Annotated in this window: 14 protein-coding genes; 2 read left to right on the top strand and 12 right to left on the bottom strand. The window is 56.6% G+C overall.

The window, feature by feature from the left end:
- The first annotated feature begins 311 nt into the window (after positions 1 to 311).
- Complete coding sequence (folB, locus tag CHB79_RS20000; protein ID WP_010486102.1) at positions 312 to 668, top strand: dihydroneopterin aldolase; 357 nt, start codon at positions 312 to 314, stop codon at positions 666 to 668.
- The gene (folK, locus tag CHB79_RS19995) at positions 659 to 1,192 is read left to right on the top strand and encodes a 2-amino-4-hydroxy-6-hydroxymethyldihydropteridine diphosphokinase (RefSeq protein WP_089361180.1); all 534 of its coding nucleotides are present in this window, start codon (positions 659 to 661) and stop codon (positions 1,190 to 1,192) included. Before folB ends, folK begins: the two co-directional genes overlap by 10 nt.
- Before the next feature lie 11 nt (positions 1,193 to 1,203).
- On the opposite strand, the gene CHB79_RS19990 is transcribed toward folK, so the two are convergent.
- The 12 genes from CHB79_RS19990 to CHB79_RS19935 all read right to left on the bottom strand — a co-directional run bounded on the left by CHB79_RS19990 (position 1,204) and on the right by CHB79_RS19935 (position 16,028).
- Positions 1,204 to 2,442: a multifunctional CCA addition/repair protein gene (locus CHB79_RS19990; RefSeq protein WP_089361179.1), complete on the bottom strand. Its 1,239-nt coding sequence runs from the start codon at positions 2,440 to 2,442 to the stop codon at positions 1,204 to 1,206.
- 108 nt (positions 2,443 to 2,550) lie between these two features.
- Positions 2,551 to 3,069 (bottom strand): DUF4136 domain-containing protein, encoded by a 519-nt coding sequence (locus CHB79_RS19985; protein ID WP_089361178.1) that lies wholly within the window; start codon positions 3,067 to 3,069, stop codon positions 2,551 to 2,553.
- Positions 3,070 to 3,129: 60 nt separating this feature from the next.
- Entirely contained in the window at positions 3,130 to 4,710 is a 1,581-nt protein-coding gene (locus CHB79_RS19980) for a SpoVR family protein (RefSeq protein ID WP_089361177.1), read from the bottom strand.
- On the bottom strand, positions 4,707 to 5,978 hold the full coding sequence (locus CHB79_RS19975) for a YeaH/YhbH family protein (protein WP_089361176.1): 1,272 nt from the start codon (positions 5,976 to 5,978) through the stop codon (positions 4,707 to 4,709). Before CHB79_RS19975 ends, CHB79_RS19980 begins: the two co-directional genes overlap by 4 nt.
- Before the next feature lie 96 nt (positions 5,979 to 6,074).
- A complete protein-coding gene (locus tag CHB79_RS19970; protein ID WP_010486113.1) occupies positions 6,075 to 7,997 on the bottom strand; it encodes a PrkA family serine protein kinase in 1,923 nt (640 codons plus the stop codon).
- A 413-nt stretch (positions 7,998 to 8,410) separates the two neighbouring features.
- Positions 8,411 to 8,740, bottom strand: coding sequence for a thiosulfate sulfurtransferase GlpE (glpE, locus tag CHB79_RS19965; RefSeq protein ID WP_010486114.1), 330 nt, complete (start codon positions 8,738 to 8,740; stop codon positions 8,411 to 8,413).
- Positions 8,737 to 9,561, bottom strand: a complete 825-nt coding sequence (locus tag CHB79_RS19960; protein ID WP_089361175.1) for a symmetrical bis(5'-nucleosyl)-tetraphosphatase — start codon at positions 9,559 to 9,561, stop codon at positions 8,737 to 8,739. The genes glpE and CHB79_RS19960 overlap by 4 nt, the downstream gene beginning before the upstream one ends.
- Entirely contained in the window at positions 9,561 to 9,941 is a 381-nt protein-coding gene (gene apaG, locus CHB79_RS19955; protein WP_089361174.1) for a Co2+/Mg2+ efflux protein ApaG, read from the bottom strand. Before apaG ends, CHB79_RS19960 begins: the two co-directional genes overlap by 1 nt.
- 102 nt (positions 9,942 to 10,043) lie before the next feature.
- Positions 10,044 to 10,865: a 16S rRNA (adenine(1518)-N(6)/adenine(1519)-N(6))-dimethyltransferase RsmA gene (rsmA, locus tag CHB79_RS19950; RefSeq protein WP_089361173.1), complete on the bottom strand. Its 822-nt coding sequence runs from the start codon at positions 10,863 to 10,865 to the stop codon at positions 10,044 to 10,046.
- Positions 10,866 to 10,988: 123 nt separating this feature from the next.
- Positions 10,989 to 11,984: a 4-hydroxythreonine-4-phosphate dehydrogenase PdxA gene (gene pdxA, locus CHB79_RS19945; RefSeq protein WP_089361172.1), complete on the bottom strand. Its 996-nt coding sequence runs from the start codon at positions 11,982 to 11,984 to the stop codon at positions 10,989 to 10,991.
- The gene (locus tag CHB79_RS19940; protein ID WP_176443232.1) at positions 11,981 to 13,273 is read right to left on the bottom strand and encodes a peptidylprolyl isomerase; all 1,293 of its coding nucleotides are present in this window, start codon (positions 13,271 to 13,273) and stop codon (positions 11,981 to 11,983) included. Before CHB79_RS19940 ends, pdxA begins: the two co-directional genes overlap by 4 nt.
- Entirely contained in the window at positions 13,254 to 16,028 is a 2,775-nt protein-coding gene (locus CHB79_RS19935) for an LPS-assembly protein LptD (protein WP_089361170.1), read from the bottom strand. The genes CHB79_RS19940 and CHB79_RS19935 overlap by 20 nt, the downstream gene beginning before the upstream one ends.
- Between the last annotated feature and the right edge of the window lie 79 nt (positions 16,029 to 16,107).

Raw genomic sequence — 16,107 nt, 5'->3', positions numbered from 1 at the left:
AATGACTAAGCCAGTAGCCCAGGTCGCGGTTGCTCTTTTACAGCTGTGGCTTGTTGTTGCCCGGGTTGTTATTCCCGGTGTTTGCTACCTTTTTCAGTGTTCCCCTCGCGGGCATCAGGAAGGCGCGAAAGGCCCGCGTTTATTGGGTGAGCGGGCAGAGGCACGCTGGCCAGCGTCGCGCAGTTGGCGGATGATGATTATCCGGGTCGCAATTGAGCATTTATATCTGCCCGGGAATCTTTATAGTGCCGGGCTTGTGTTTTGATTCGGGCAATGCCGATTGCTGGGCAACTCGAGAATTGGAGAAGGGTTTGGACAGGGTCTTTATCGAAGGTCTGGAAGTCGACACTGTGATTGGCGCCTATGACTGGGAGCGTACGATTCGCCAGTGCCTGCGCCTAGACTTGCAATTGGGCTGGGACAATAAGCCAGCGGCAGCGGGCGATGATCTGGACAAGGCACTTGACTACGCCAAGTTGTCTGAACGGGTGCAAGCCTTTGCCAGTGAAGCGACCTTTATCCTGGTTGAAACCTTTGCAGAGCGTTTGGCCGAGATGCTTATGAGTGAATTCCAGATTCCCTGGCTGCGTCTGAAGGTGACCAAGCCCGGTGCAGTTCCGGCCGCGCAGGGCGGTGTAGGCGTGGAGATTGAGCGCGGATGTCGCTAACTCCGGTTTACCTTGGCCTTGGCAGTAATATCGACCGAGAAGCGCACCTTTGCGCGGGGCTTGATGCGCTGGCGGGGTTGCTTGTGGATATGCGCTGTTCGGCGGTGTTCGAGAGCGCGCCGGTGGGTATTAAAAGTGGTCCTTTCTTCAATCTGGTGGTTGTCGGTATGACCGATATGCCATTGCACGAATTTGATCGAAAGCTGAAGTTTATCGAGGCCGATAACGGCCGATACGCACCTGATCGCGTCGGTTTGCCGCTGGATATTGATGTGTTGCTCTATGGCGATCTGGTCGGCAATTTTGATGGTTTGATATTGCCCCGAGCTGAGATCCTGAAGAATGCCTTTGTGCTTTGGCCGCTGTCGCTGCTGGCGCCTGATGCGTTGCATCCAGGCGAGCAACGCAGCTTCGCAGAGCTTTGGTCGAATGCGCAGATCGAGCAAGTGCTGCAACCAACAGCGTTCAGCTGGAGGCAGCAGCAATTGACGCCCCTTGAGCTACTTGAGGCGCCCCCCGGCTAGGCCCGGATTGGTCAATCAGAATGCGCTTGATAGGTTTTTTTGAATTGGCTGATGGCTTGCAGTCGTTCGCGTTGCAATGCCTCACCCAGCTGCGGCCCCTTGAACCCCTGGGCCAATAGTGGCTGTACGCTAACCGCGCAAGCTGCTTGCATCACGCGGCGCAGGTAGTCGGCCTGGGGATAGTCGCGCTGTTCAAAACCATCACGGCCGCGAGCGTCCATCTCGCAGGCGGCAATGAACTCCGCGAAGCGCTGGGGCCTGCGGTATACGTCAAAGCGCTGTAACAGCTCCAGTAGAGTTGAGGGCTTGAGTTCAAGGGCGCGATGGCCATGGGTGTGATATTCGCCAACCAGCAGCGCCAGTTCCTGGCAGTCCTTGGGTGCCTTGCAGCGGGTATTGATTGCCTTGATCAGCTTGATGCCACGTTGTTCATGGGCGATATGCCTTGGCCACTGGTCTGGTGCAGTCAAGCCCTTGCCCACGTCGTGCAGCAGGCTGGCCCAGCGAACGTTGAGCGGCTGGTCATGCACTGCACACTGGCGCAGTACGCTCAGGACATGGCGGCCAGTGTCTATTTCCGGGTGATGGGCGGGAGGTTGAGGTACGCCAAACAGCGCGTCGACTTCGGGAAACAAAGCCTTGAGTGCACCACAGTTACGTAGCACCTCGATGAAAACATCGGGTCTTGGCTCCATCAGGGCGCGGGAGATTTCTTTCCAGCTTCGTTCCGGCGTCAGGGCGCTGAGTTCGCCTGACTCGCTCAATTGACGCATCAGCTGCATTGTTTCAACTGCAACGCTAAAGCCCAGTGGCGCGTAGCGCGCGGCAAACCTGGCGACCCTTAGTACGCGCAGCGGGTCTTCGCTAAAAGCGGGGGATACGTGACGCAACAGCCTTGCTTCAAGGTCGCGCTGGCCGCCATATGGGTCATAGAGCTTGCCGTTCTCGTCCTCTGCCATGGCATTGATGGTCAGGTCACGACGGATCAGGTCTTGCTCAAGCGTGACGTCGGGGCTGGCGAAGAAAGTAAAGCCGCCATAACCCAGGCCACTTTTGCGCTCAGTTCGCGCCAGTGCGTATTCATCTTTGGTTTTCGGGTGCAGAAAAACCGGAAAATCAGCTCCAACCGGGCGATAACCAAGTTCGACCATCTGTTCAGCCGTGGCGCCCACCACAACCCAGTCATTTTCTGTCACTTCTCGGCCCAACAAGCGGTCACGTACCGCACCGCCAACTTTGTAAATTTGCATGCCTGCCTCCGTTGTTGCAGAGGATAGCGGTTGTAAGCGCTGCTGGGGAGTTTGGCTTGAGCAATGCTTGCTTTGCCGAAGCGCCTGCCTGGGCTTGCACGGCATTGGCTAAGGTGCGGCGCTGGCGGGTATTTGTGCAGTAAGGGCCTGCGTCGCTTGCTTGAGCAATTCAGCACTGTAGCTGGCAGGGCTCAGGCCGGTTTTGCTGGTGCCTTCCCACAACAGATTGTTGGCCTGGTCAGTCAGGCGTAAACGCAGAGTTCCGGTCTCATCCTGCAGTCGGTGGATGGCCAGGTAGGCGCCAAGCTGGCTGGGAGGCGCTTGGTCGACTTTGAATTCGAGAGGGCGCTCTTGCACGGCGAGCCAGTAATACACGTTGATTTGGGCGGGTTCGGCCTGTCGGTAGCCATGCAGCTGGAGTTGCTCGCTAAGTAGTGAAGCCAGCTGCGGATAAGCGCCTGGAAATGCCGTTGGAGCCTTGAGTATGGAGGCGGGTGCGATCAGTTTGAAGCGCTGTAGACGCGCAAGCGCTTGCGGGCTCGCATGAGATACCTGCGTCTGGGGTATATGGGGAGGTGCGCAGCTAGCCAAGGCTGCGCAGGTCAGGACAAACAGTAATAAACGCATCAGGGACACCTCAACGAGTACAGCCTGATGCTCTGTAGCCGGAAGGTAAAGCGCAACCGGTCAAATGGGTGGGATTATCAGGTCGAGTCGCGGGTAGTCACCCTCTCGCGCAGTGTCATTCTTTGGGGGCACATGCTGGCTGTTAATGAGTTTGTCGCCCTGCATGACCTCGAGATGGATGTCGAAGCCCCATAGGCGATGCAGGTGCTTGAGCACTTCTTCAGTGGAACTGCCCAGCGGTTTGCGGTCGTGTTGCTGATGGCGCAAGGTCAGGGAGCGGTCGCCGCGCCGGTCGATGCTCCAGATCTGTACGTTGGGCTCGCGGTTACCCAGGTTGTACTGCGCAGCCAGTATTTCGCGAATCATCCGGTAGCCATGTTCGTCATGGATGGCCGGGACCAGCAATTCATCTTTCTGGTCATCGTCGAGTACGCTGAATAGCTTTAGATCGCGAATCACCTTGGGGGATAGGTACTGCAGGATAAAGCTTTCATCCTTGAAGCTGTGCATGGCGAACTTGAGGGTGCTCAGCCAGTCACTGCCGGCAATTTCCGGAAACCAGCGTTGATCTTCCTCTGTTGGGTGTTCACAGATTCGCCGGATGTCACAATACATGGCGAATCCCAGGGTGTAAGGGTTGATGCCGCTGTAGTAGGGGCTGTCAAAGGCGGGTTGGTAGATCACGCTGGTGTGGGACTGTAGGAACTCGAGCATGAAGCCCTCTGTGACCAGGCCTTCGTCATAGAGGTCGTTCATCAGCGTGTAATGCCAGAAGGTCGCCCAGCCTTCGTTCATGACCTGGGTTTGGCGCTGTGGGTAAAAATACTGGGCGATTTTACGGACGATGCGAATCACTTCGCGCTGCCAAGGCTCAAGCAGTGGCGCATGTTTTTCCAGGAAGTACAGGATGTTTTCCTGTGGCTCGGAGGGAAAGCGATTGTCATCCTTGTCGCTGTCTTTGCTCGCTCCCTTGGGAATGGTGCGCCAGAGGTCGTTGATCTGTTTTTGCAGGTGTTCCTCGCGCTCTTTCTGGCGGCGGCGCTCTTCCTCGGCAGAGATGGGGTAGGGGCGTTTGTAGCGGTCAACGCCGTAGTTCATCAGGGCGTGGCAGGAGTCGATCAGGTCTTCAACTGCATCAATGCCGTGGCGCTCCTCGCACTGCATGATGTACTGCTTGGCGAACACCAGGTAGTCGATGATCGAACTGGCATCGGTCCAGGTGCGGAACAGGTAGTTGCCCTTGAAAAAGCTGTTATGGCCATAGCATGCATGGGCGATCACCAGCGCCTGCATGCACATGGTGTTTTCTTCCATGAGGTAGGCGATGCATGGGTCGGAATTGATGACAATTTCGTAGGCAAGCCCCATTTGCCCGCGGCTGTAGTTTTTCTCGGTGGACAGGAACTGTTTGCCATAAGACCAGTGGTGGTAACCCAGGGGCATGCCGACTGACGCATAGGCGTCCATCATTTGCTCGGCGGTAATGACTTCAATCTGGTTGGGGTAGGTGTCGAGTGCATAGCGCTCGGCAAGCCTGCTGATTTCACGGTCATAGGTGCGGATCAGCTCGAAGGTCCACTCTGAGCCGGTTGAGATTGGCTGGCGTTTTCTTTCGGATGTGGCCTGGTCATGAGCTGTCATGCTGTAAGCCTGCGCTGGAAAAGTTCGCGGAATACCGGGTAAATGTCACCGGCAGTCACCAACTGCTGCTGAGCAAAGGTGTCAGCAAACGCATCACAAACCTGCTGATATTCGTACCACAGCGCCTGATGCTCGCGCGGAGTGATCTCGACATAGGTGAAGTATTGTACAAAGGGCATGATCTGGTTGATCAAAATGTCCCTGCACACCGGCGAGTCGTCATTCCAGTTGTCGCCATCGGAAGCCTGGGCGGCATAGATGTTCCACTCGTTGACCGGGTAGCGCTCGGCCATGACCTCTTGCATCAGTTTCAGTGCGCTGGAAACAATGGTGCCGCCCGTTTCCCGTGAATAGAAGAATTCTTCTTCATCCACTTCCCGCGCGCTGGTGTGATGACGGATAAACACGACTTCGATCTTGTCGTAGTTACGCTTGAGAAACAGGTAGAGCAAGATGAAGAAGCGCTTGGCGATGTCCTTGGTGGCCTGGGTCATTGAGCCGGAGACGTCCATCAGGCAGAACATGACCGCCTTGGAGCTTGGGTTGGGGTGTTTTACCAGCAGGTTGTATTTAAGGTCGAAGGTGTCGAGGAAAGGCACACGGTTGATGCGTGCATGTAGCTTGCTGATTTCCTCTTCAAGTGCCTGGATATCGCCGAAATTATCGGGCTCTTCGCGTTTTAAGCGTTCAAGTTCAGCCTGTGCGAGTTTAAGTTTCGCCCGACTGCTACCGGACAGCGCTATGCGCCGGGCATGGGCCGAGCGCAGGGTGCGTACGATATTGATGCGTGATGGATTTCCCTCGCTGCTGATACCGGCCCGCACGGTCTTGTAAGTGTCTGTGCCGGTTAAATGACGCTTGACCAGGTTGGGCAGTTCGAGATCTTCGAACATGAAGTCGAGAAACTCCTCCTGGGTGATCTGGAAGACGAACTCATCCATGCCTTCGCCAGAGTTGCTCGCCTTGCCGCTGCCCTGGCCACCGCCGCCTCCTTGAGGACGAGGAATACGATCACCAGCCGAGAACTCTTTATTGCCCGGGTGCACGGTGGTTTGTCTGCCCCCGTGGCCATGGTGCAGCACGGGCTCGTCGATATCCCGCCCCGGGATACTGATTTGCTCGCCATGCTCCATATCGGTAATTGAACGGTGGCTTACGGCCTCCTCAACCGCTTTTTTGATGTGCTCGCGGTAGCGGCGCAAAAAGCGTTGGCGGTTTACCGTGCTCTTGTTCTTGCCGTTTAGGCGTCGGTCGATCACATAGCTCATGACTTCTCCTTAGAGCATGCCTGAACCAGACTGGGCTCAGGCACCTCTATGGCCAGCGGGCGCTTGAGTGCCCGCAGCAACCCGCGTGGGGCTCGGTTACTGTGATTTACGTACCCGTAGATACCACTCGGACAGCAGGCGAACTTGTTTATCGGTGTAACCGCGTTCAACCATGCGGGTCACGAAGTCGTTGTGTTTCTGTTGATCCTCTTTACTGGCCTTGGCGTTGAAACTGATGACTGGCAGCAGGTCCTCGGTGTTGGAGAACATTTTCTTCTCGATCACCACGCGCAGCTTCTCGTAACTGAGCCAGGTTGGGTTCTTGCCGTTATTGTTGGCTCGGGCACGCAATACGAAGTTGACGATTTCGTTGCGGAAATCCTTTGGATTGCTGATGCCGGCTGGCTTCTCGATTTTTTCCAGTTCTTCGTTGAGTGCTACACGGTTGAGGATTTCACCGGTTTCCGGGTCGCGGTATTCCTGGTCCTGAATCCAGAAGTCGGCGTACAGCACGTAGCGGTCGAAAATGTTCTGGCCATATTCGCTGTAGGATTCGAGGTAAGCGGTCTGGATCTCCTTGCCAATAAACTCGATATAGCGCGGTGCCAGGTATTCCTTGATAAAGCGTAGATAGCGCTCGCGCACTTCAGCCGGGAATTGCTCCTGCTCAATCTGTTGTTCGAGCACGTAGAGCAGATGCACCGGGTTGGCGGCGACTTCATTGGCGTCGAAGTTGAAGACTTTTGACAGTATCTTGAAGGCGAAGCGGGTTGAAAGGCCATTCATGCCTTCATCGACGCCAGCGCTGTCGCGATATTCCTGGATCGACTTGGCCTTGGGGTCGGTGTCCTTGAGGTTTTCACCGTCATAGACGCGCATTTTCGAGTAGATATTCGAGTTCTCAGGCTCTTTGAGCCGCGACAAGACCGAGAATTGGGCAAGCATCTTCAGGGTGTCAGGCGCGCAGTGCGCGTTGGCCAGGGAGCTGTTGACCAGTAATTTGTCGTAGATCTTGATTTCATCGCTGACGCGCAAGCAATACGGCACTTTAACGATATAGATCCGGTCGATGAACGCCTCGTTGTTCTTGTTGTTACGGAAGCTGTGCCATTCAGATTCGTTGGAGTGCGCCAGCAGTATGCCGTTGTAGGGAATTGCCCCAAGGCCCTCGGTGCTGTTGTAGTTGCCTTCCTGGGTGGCCGTGAGCAATGGGTGGAGCACCTTGATCGGTGCCTTGAACATCTCGACGAATTCCATCATGCCCTGGTTAGCCCGGCACAGGGCGCCCGAGTAGCTGTAGGCGTCGGCGTCGTTCTGTGGATACTCTTCCAGCTTGCGGATATCGACCTTGCCGACCAGGGCGGAGATATCTTGGTTGTTTTCATCGCCAGGTTCGGTTTTGGCGACGGCAATTTGCTTGAGAATCGAAGGGTAGAGCTTAACCACGCGGAACTGGCTGATGTCGCCGCCAAATTCGGCAAGACGCTTGGTAGCCCAGGGCGACATGATGCTGTTGAGGTAGCGTCGGGGAATGCCGTACTCCTCTTCGAGGATTGCGCCGTCTTCGGCATCGCTAAACAGGCCAAGCGGAGACTCGAAGACCGGCGAGTCCTTGATTGCATAGAAAGGGACTTTTTCCATCAAGTGCTTGAGTTTTTCGGCCAGAGAAGACTTGCCGCCGCCCACTGGGCCAAGGAGGTAGAGAATTTGTTTCTTTTCTTCGAGGCCTTGGGCCGCATGGCGAAAATAGGAAACGATCTGGTCAATGCATTCTTCCATGCCGTGGAAGTCCGCAAACGCCGGGTAGCGCCGTATGACCTTGTTCGAGAATATTCTTGATAATCGCGAGTTGCTTGATGTATCGAGTAGTTCCGGTTCGCCAATTGCCAGCAATAAGCGCTCTGCGGCCGAGGCGTAAGCGCTACGATCCTGCTTACATAGCTCGAGATACTCCTGCAGAGACAGCTCTTCCTGGCGTGTCGATTCGAAACGTTGTTGGAAGTGACTGAAAATGCTCATGACTTCACCTCGCTCAATGTCCAGAGACGGCTCGGGATCGGTCGTGCAGGCGTTGGTGGTTGGCTGAGTACCAGCCGTGGATATCCCCCCAGAGCACCTACTGAACCTCTGAAAATTGCTGCGCCAGGCAGTGCATTGTGACCAATCTGCTCAGTGGGCCGGCTTGCCTTGGCAAACCGCGTTTTAGCATCTTGATGCTTTGCACCGCCCTCGCTTGCTGGCTTTCATTAGGTTCCTATCATACCGATGGCCCGGATGCCGGTTGGCAGGCTCTACTTGGTATTTAGATGGCCTAAGATAAATGATAGTTGGTAATCAGAGAGGTCAAGCGTCAAGTGGCCATATCCTTATGATGGAAATGCCAGAAGAGGGCGCCAAGCCTTGGCTGGTGCGGCTTGGCGTGATGTAAAAAATTATTCCTGATCAGACTTGCTGGTTTCGCCAGGGAAGCGTGCATGCCATAGCTCAAAGCCACCATCCAGGCTGTAGACATCGGTAAAACCCTGGCCGATCAAATAGGCTGCGGCGCCCTGGCTGGAGTTGCCGTGGTAGCAGGAGACAATCAGGGGATGATCAAGGTCCGCCTGGGCAATGAAATCGACCAGTGAATGATTATCAAGGTGCTGTGAGCCGCTGATGTGGCCTGCAGCAAAGCTGTCCGGGTCCCTGATGTCGACCACCACGGCACCTTGCTGGCGCAGCGCCTGGGCCTGCTCAGGGGAGATTCGCTTGAATTCACTCATTGGCTTTCCTTACTGCATTCACAGCGATGCAGTTTAGCATTGTCGATATTCATCAATGTCAGGGCGCCGCCCCAGACACAGCCGGTATCCAGGGCATATAGATCGGGCTCTGGGCACTTGCCTTCAAGCGCCGCCCAATGGCCGAAGATAATCTTGGTGCCCCGGCTTTTACGCTGGTCGTGGCTGAACCAGGGTTGATAGCCGGCAGGCGCGGTGTCCAGGCCTTCCTTGCTCTTCAGGTCGAGGGTCCCGTCTGCCGCGCAGAAGCGCATGCGGGTGAAGTAATTGGTGATCACCCGCAGGCGCGGGATGCCGCTTAGCTCGTTACTCCACACAGTGGGCTCGTTGCCGTACATGCCATCGAGAAACGTCTTGAGGCGGCTGTCGTCACGCAGCACCGCTTCGACTTCAGCGGCGCGCTTGAGCGCCTTGTCGATGCTCCATTGTGGAGCAATGCCTGCGTGCACCATGGCCAGGTTGCGCTTGGGGTCATAGTGCATGAGTTTTTGCTGGCGCAGCCAGTCGAGCAGGTCTGCCCGGTCTGGTGCGTCGAGGATCTCTTGTAGCGTGTCGGACTTCTTCAGGCGTTCGACGTTGTGCGAAACGGCAAGCAGGTGAAGGTCATGATTGCCCAGCACGCAGGTCACGCAGTCGCGCATGGCGTAGAGGAAGCGCAATGTCGCCAGCGATTCAGGGCCGCGGTTGACCAGGTCGCCCGCGAGCCAGAGTTTATCCTTGGCGGGGTCGAAGGCGACTTGTTCGAGCAAGCATTTAAGGGGTTCAAGGCAGCCTTGCAGGTCGCCAACAGCGTAAGTGGTCATTAGTGCAGTGAACCTGGGACGGCTAGACGAAAGGGCGCGATTTGGGCATCGAAGGACGTACCGTCTTCGGCAATCATCTGGTAGCTGCCTTGCATGGTGCCAACTCGTGTAGTCATGACAGTGCCGCTGGTGTAAGTGTGGCTGTGGCCTGGTGCTATCAATGGTTGTTCACCGACCACGCCGGCGCCACGAACCTCCTGCACGCGGCCTTCGCCATCGGTGATCAACCAGTGGCGCGAGAGCAACTTGGCAGCAAGCTGGCCGTTGTTGGTGATGGTCACGGTATAGGCAAATGCGAAGCGGTGTTGCTCGACCTGTGACTGCTCCGGCAGGTATTGAGTCGCAACGCTGACGTCTATTTGATATGGCGAATCTGGCATGCTCAAACCTGCTGGTTTAGGTGGTGCTGTGGCGGCTATCTATTGATTAAAACGTATGGCTGGGGTTGCTGCCCGTTTGTAGCGGGCACAAGGCCTCAGGGGTTATTCCGGGTTCGGCTCGCCAGGTGCAATCTGCTCGGCAAGCTTGTCGGCCAGGCGCACGAACGCGGCAAGGTCGAGCTGTTCGGGACGCAGACTGCCATCGACACCCGCAGCTTCTATCTCGCTGGCCGGCAATAAGGCCTTGAGCGTGTTGCGCAGGGTTTTACGGCGCTGATTGAAGGCTTCGCGGACCACTCGCTCCAGTAGCTTGTGATCTTTGGCTGGATGAGGCAACACTTCGTGCGGCACCAGGCGGACAATGGCCGAGTCAACTTTAGGGGGCGGGTTGAACGCACCCGGTCCAACATTGAACAAGTGTTCTACCCGGCAATGGTACTGCACCATGATCGATAGACGGCCCCAGTCACCACCGCCAGGGCCAGCGGCCAGGCGTTCAACCACTTCCTTTTGCAGCATGAAGTGCATGTCGCGGATCAGTGAGGCATTGTCCAGCAGGTGGAATATCAGCGGGGTCGAGATGTTGTACGGCAGGTTGCCGACGACGCGCAGACTGCGCGGCTGCGCTTCAAGACGCTGGAAGTCAAACTTCAGGGCGTCGCCCTGATTCAGGCGAAAGCGCGGCTGGCTGCCGAACTTGGCTTGCAGGATCGGAATGAGGTCTTTATCGAGCTCAATTACATCCAACTGCGCACCGCTGTTGAGCAGGCCTTCAGTCAGGGCACCTTGTCCCGGGCCGATCTCTAGCAGGTGTTCTGCTTCTTTGGCATGGATTGCGCGAAGGATGCGGTGAATGACGCCGGCGTCATGCAGGAAGTTCTGGCCAAAGCGTTTGCGCGCGCGGTGTTGGTAGCTCTCGGACATTAGTAGCTCTCAGGCTTTAAAAGCAGCTCCAAGCGTCAAGCCGAGCTTAAAGCGAATATAAAAGAATATTGATTGCCTAGTTTAACAGGGAGTCGGCACCCTGGCGTGGCCCGTCATCGACGCTCAGTTGCCTGATTGGCTGGCGGCCATCTCGTAGGCTGTTTGCAGGGCGACGTCCATGCTGCCGCTGTCGATCTTGCCACTGCCTGCCAAGTCGAGTGCGGTACCGTGGTCGACCGAAGTGCGGATAATCGGCAGGCCCAGGGTTATATTCACCGCTGCGCCGAACCCTTTGAACTTGAGCACCGGCAAGCCCTGGTCATGATACATCGCAAGCACCGCATCGCAATGGTCGAGGTGTTTTGGAGTGAACAATGTATCGGCAGGGAGCGGGCCAACAAGATTTATGCCTTCGGCGCGCAGGCGCTCAAGGGCAGGTTCGATGACCTCTATCTCTTCTCGTCCCAGGTGGCCGCCTTCGCCTGCGTGGGGGTTCAGGCCGCATACCAGGATGCGCGGGTTGGCAAGGCCGAATTTACTGCGCAGGTCGTTGTAGAGGATGCGGGTGACCCGGCTCAGGCGTTCGGCTGTGATTGCCGCCGCCACATCTTTAAGCGGTAGGTGGGTGGTTACCAAGGCGACTCGCAGGCCGTGGGTCGCGAGCATCATGACCACCTGTTCGGTGTGCGTTAGCTCGGCCAGAAATTCGGTGTGGCCGGAGAAGGCAATGCCGGATTCGTTGATCACGCCCTTGTGAACGGGGGCGGTAATCATCCCGGCAAAGTGGCCATCAAGACAGCCCTGTCCTGCGCGGGTCAGCGTTTGCAGCACATAATCCGCGTTAGCTGCATTTAACTGGCCCGCTATTACCGGGGCGGCAAGTGGTGTATCCCAGACATACAGGCTGCCTGCCGGAGCGGGCTGATCTGGCCAGGCGTCAGGAGTTGTGTTGATCAAACTGACTTTCAAGCCAAGCAAGGCTGCACGTTCTGCAAGCAGTACGTGACTGGCAATAACTATGAGTGGCTGTGGTTGTGTATGCTGGGCAAGCAGCAGGCATAGGTCGGGACCTATGCCTGCCGGCTCACCTGGCGTCAGTGCAAAACGTTGCGTTTTCACTGCTTGATTTCTACGTAAGCCTCGTCGCGGATCTGCCGCAGCCAGGCTTGCAGTTCTTCGTCGTACTTACGGTTGCGCAGGATGGTCTGAGCCTGCTGCTTGCGATATTGCTCGCTGCTGTCAGTGGCGCGGCGGCCCATGACTTCAAGGACGTGCCAGCCATAACGCGACTTGAATGGCTTGGATACTTCACCGCTCGGGGTCGAGTCCATCACTTCGCGGAACTCGGGAACCAGTGCAGATGGATCGATCCAGTCAAGCTTGCCGCCGTTGAGCGCCGAGCCTGGGTCTTCGGAGTAGTTTTTTGCCAGTTCGGCAAAATCTTCGCCGGCTTTGATCCGCTCGTAGAGACGTTCGGCCAGACGCTGGCTCTCGGCGTCGCTACGGATGGCATTTGGCTTGATCAGAATATGGCGAACACTGACCTCGTCACGCACCTGAGCGCCACCACCACGCTTTTCCTGGAGCTTGATGATGATAAAGCCACCAGGTGTGCGCACAGGTTCAGTCACATCGCCTACGCTCATTTTGCTCAGCATGCTGTCGAAGGGCGGAGGTAACTGGCCAGCCTTGCGCCAGCCCATTTCGCCACCTTCCAGGGCTGTTTCGCTGGACGAGCGCGCAATTGCCAGCTGGGCGAAATCAGCGCCTTGCTGCAATTGCTGGTAAAGGTCCCGGGCTTGCTGTTCGGCAGCTTGAACCTGTTCAGGCGCTGCACCTTCCGGCACCGGTACCAGGATGTTGGCCAGGCGAAACTCTTCGGACAGTTGCATCTTGCCCAAGTCTGAGTTGAGGAAGTTCTGGACTTCCTGGTCGCTAACCTGGATGCGATCGGCAACCCGGCGCTGGCGCACACGGCTGATGATCATTTCACGGCGAACCTGATCACGTGCCTCGTCAAACGACAAGCCATCCCGGTTCAGCGCGGCGCGGAACTGGTCAACAGTCATGCCATTGCGCTGGGCAATAGTGCCGATGGCCTGGTTGAGCTCCTCGTCGGTGATGCGGATGCCCGAGCGTTCGCCAATCTGCAGCTGAATGTCCTCGATAATCAGACGTTCCAGTACCTGCTGCTGGAGTACATGCTCCGGCGGCAAGGTCGACCCACGCTTGGCGATGGTCTGCTGAACCTCTTTCATGCGACCGTTCAGTTGGCTTTGCATGATTACGTCGTTATCAACGATGGCCGCTACACGGTCCAGAGGTTGTACTTCAGCCTGTACCGCACTACCTATCAACATCGCGCCCAATAACAGGGGGCGCACGTAATCAGAAAGCTTTGTCTTCACGTTCACGATAACCTTGAATGCCTTGGTCGAGGAAAGATTCAGTTTTATTGCCAGTCACGCCGCCCAGGCCTTTGAGTACGATCTGCAAGAAGATGCCGCGATCGGGCTCATCGTTAAACGATGGGTTCTGGCTCACTTCGTCATTGTCGATCCAGTAACGATTGATTAAACGCAGTTTCCAACAGCAGCTGTCGTATTCAAAGCCACCAAAGGCCTCGAGGGTACGGTTGCGGCTGTAATCGTACTGCCAGCGCGAAATAACGCTCCACTGCGGGACAATTGGCCAGATAACCGAGAAGTCGTGCTGGCTGATCTTGTAATAGTCTTCGATGTAGTTCGGGCTGCCTGGCGTGCCGTAGTCACCGCCGCCAACAACCCAGTTACCGGTGCTCTGGTCGTAACGCACGGTGTCGTTGCGATAGCGGTAGCCGGCGTTGATAACCTTGTTCGGGTTATCTTCAGGCTGGTAGTGGAACATTGCGCTGCCGGAGCGAGTTGTGTGGCTGTCCGGGTCCCAGTTGAAATCCGAGCTGAAGCGCCAGTCGCGGTTGAAGCGATACAGGTACTGCAGCGCGTAAGGCGAAACAGATGCCTGGGCGTCGTCACGGGTTTTGTAGTCGATGCCAGCGAGCTGCACTTTGCGGTCAGCAAAATAGAAGGCCTGGCCGATGCTGAAACGCTGACGCTCGAAGCCATTTTCTTCGATCCAGCGGTTGGTCACGCCCAGCGATAGCTTGTTCTCGTCACCAATGCGATCTTTACCGGAGAAACGGTTTTCGCGGAACAGAGAGTTGTAGTTGAAGGTGCTCTCACTGGTATCGAAAATTGGGATATCAGTTTGGTCTTCTTCCGGCACATAGAGGTAGTACAGGCGCGGCTCAAGGGTCTGCCTGTAGTTGGTGCCGAACATCTGGGTGTTGCGGTCAAAGTACAGGCCACTGTCGACGCTGAGCATGCCAACGCCACGGTTTTGCGTGCTGTCATACTTCTGTTCGGCGAGCAGTGTCGACTTGCCCTGGCTGTCCAGGTCCAGGTCGTAGTTGGTGTACAGGTATTTAGCCTGTGGCTTGATATAGCCCCAGCTCCAGTCCAGCGGCAAGCTGACCGATGGTTCAAGGTGCAGGCGGTCACCGTTGGCGCGGGCCAGGCCTCTGACGTTCTCGTCGAGGCGGCGCTCTGGGTTGCCATCCTCGTCGATGTAGTTGCCATGGCGCAGGTCACGATCAAAGCGAACCAGCTCGGTGCCGTAGCCAAACTGAACGCCACCCGGCTGGAATGGCAGTTTGCCGTCCAGGGTGATTTGCGGCAGACGGTTATACGGGGTGATGTCGCTGATGGTCGCCAGCTCATAGGCTTGGGCATTGAGGCGGGCGGTATAGCTGTCGCCGCGATAGGTCAGGGTGCCGCGCTGGTTGACGAAGTCTGGCGTATCGATGCCCAGGTCGGTATTGAGATCCTGGAAATAGTAGGGATCGCTGATGTCGGTGTAGTCGACCTCAGCGAGCAGGCGGCTATTGAGGCCGCCCTTGTGCTGCCAGCTGTACATCCAGCGGGTGTCACTGTAGTCGGACTGCAGCTTGCGGTCGTCGTTTTCATCATTGAGGTAGGCGGCGCCAATCTGGCCTTCGCTGCTCTTGGTCAGGTAACGACCTTCACCTTCCATCAACAGACCACGGTCACTCATGTACGTCGGGTACAGGGTGGCGTCGTAGTTGGGAGCCAGGTTGAAGTAATAAGGTGTTTCCAGCTCGAAGCCGTTGTCGCTCGAGCTGCCAATGGTTGGCGGCAGGAAGCCGGACTGGCGACGGTCATCGATAGGGAAATAAATGTACGGCGTGTAGAACACCGGGAAGTCTTTGACCCGCAGCGTTACGTTGGTCGCAGTACCGAAGCCGGTGGCTGGGTTCAGCGTGATGTTATTACCTTTGAGGTGCCAGGCATTGCTGCCAGGTTCGCAGCTGGTGTAGGTACCGTCTTTGAGGCGAATAATCGCGGTTTCTTCACGTTTGGCGTAAAGCGCGTTACCGCGGATATGGCCGCGGTGCATGACATATTCGGCGTTGTCGATCTTGGCTTCGCCGTTGTCCAGTTGCAGCTCGGCGTGATCGCCGACAACCAGGGCGCCCTTGTCGCGCAGTCGCACGTTGCCGTTCAGCTCACCGATGTTTTCAGCTTGCCGCAGGTTGGCCTCATCGGCCTCGACTTGCATGCTTGCCTGGCGGATCACGACATCGCCGGCCAGCGTGGCAATCTGCTCTTCCTGCTGGTAGCGCGAGGCTTTGGCCGAGACGAACATTGGCGCTTGATTGAGCGGCGTATCGTCGTTCATGCCCGGGCGCTCAGGCTCGACGTAGGCGCCCGAACAGTACGGGGCTGTCTCCGCGAGCTGCGCTTCGGATAACTTTTCACGAGGCACCCAGTCCAAATGGCTGTAATCTGCGCTGCGAGAGGTCAGACCCTTGCCTTCACTTTCAGTGACAAGCTTGGTGCCGACAGCCGCTGCTGCAACTTTGCCGCCGTTTCGGGTATCTGAAGTGGCGGGAGCACTGAGGCTGGATTCATCGTGAATCGGGCGCGCAGGTACTGCTGCATCAGCCGTTTTGGGGGTACAGGCCCAGCCGCCGGATGCAGAAGCCGAACAGTCATACTGTTCGGCTGCCACGGCGAATTGACTGGCAACAGGTTGTAAGGCCAATAGGCCACTAGTCACCAGAAGTGGGAATTTTTTACGAATAGCGGGGTATTTTACTGCCATCTTATTTTTCCGGGCTTCCTGCGCGCTAATGACCCAGAGGCCGCACGCCTCTCGATGGGCTTTAAAAGATGCTGGATAA

The sequence above is a fragment of the Pseudomonas segetis genome (assembly GCF_900188155.1).
In the GTDB taxonomy this organism is placed as follows: domain Bacteria; phylum Pseudomonadota; class Gammaproteobacteria; order Pseudomonadales; family Pseudomonadaceae; genus Aquipseudomonas; species Aquipseudomonas segetis.
This window is presented reverse-complemented; position numbering and strand designations above follow the sequence as displayed.

What these genes read in the sequence shown, in the direction of transcription:
- rsmA (WP_089361173.1), bottom strand. Translation starts at nt 10,865, where the DNA reads ATGTCCGAGAGCTACCAACACCGCGCGCGCAAACGCTTTGGCCAGAAC.
- CHB79_RS19980 (WP_089361177.1), bottom strand. Translation starts at nt 4,710, where the DNA reads ATGACAGCTCATGACCAGGCCACATCCGAAAGAAAACGCCAGCCAATC.
- CHB79_RS19985 (WP_089361178.1), bottom strand. Translation starts at nt 3,069, where the DNA reads ATGCGTTTATTACTGTTTGTCCTGACCTGCGCAGCCTTGGCTAGCTGC.
- folK (WP_089361180.1), top strand. Translation starts at nt 659, where the DNA reads ATGTCGCTAACTCCGGTTTACCTTGGCCTTGGCAGTAATATCGACCGA.
- CHB79_RS19970 (WP_010486113.1), bottom strand. Translation starts at nt 7,997, where the DNA reads ATGAGCATTTTCAGTCACTTCCAACAACGTTTCGAATCGACACGCCAG.
- CHB79_RS19935 (WP_089361170.1), bottom strand. Translation starts at nt 16,028, where the DNA reads ATGGCAGTAAAATACCCCGCTATTCGTAAAAAATTCCCACTTCTGGTG.
- CHB79_RS19990 (WP_089361179.1), bottom strand. Translation starts at nt 2,442, where the DNA reads ATGCAAATTTACAAAGTTGGCGGTGCGGTACGTGACCGCTTGTTGGGC.
- CHB79_RS19975 (WP_089361176.1), bottom strand. Translation starts at nt 5,978, where the DNA reads ATGAGCTATGTGATCGACCGACGCCTAAACGGCAAGAACAAGAGCACG.
- glpE (WP_010486114.1), bottom strand. Translation starts at nt 8,740, where the DNA reads ATGAGTGAATTCAAGCGAATCTCCCCTGAGCAGGCCCAGGCGCTGCGC.
- apaG (WP_089361174.1), bottom strand. Translation starts at nt 9,941, where the DNA reads ATGCCAGATTCGCCATATCAAATAGACGTCAGCGTTGCGACTCAATAC.
- CHB79_RS19960 (WP_089361175.1), bottom strand. Translation starts at nt 9,561, where the DNA reads ATGACCACTTACGCTGTTGGCGACCTGCAAGGCTGCCTTGAACCCCTT.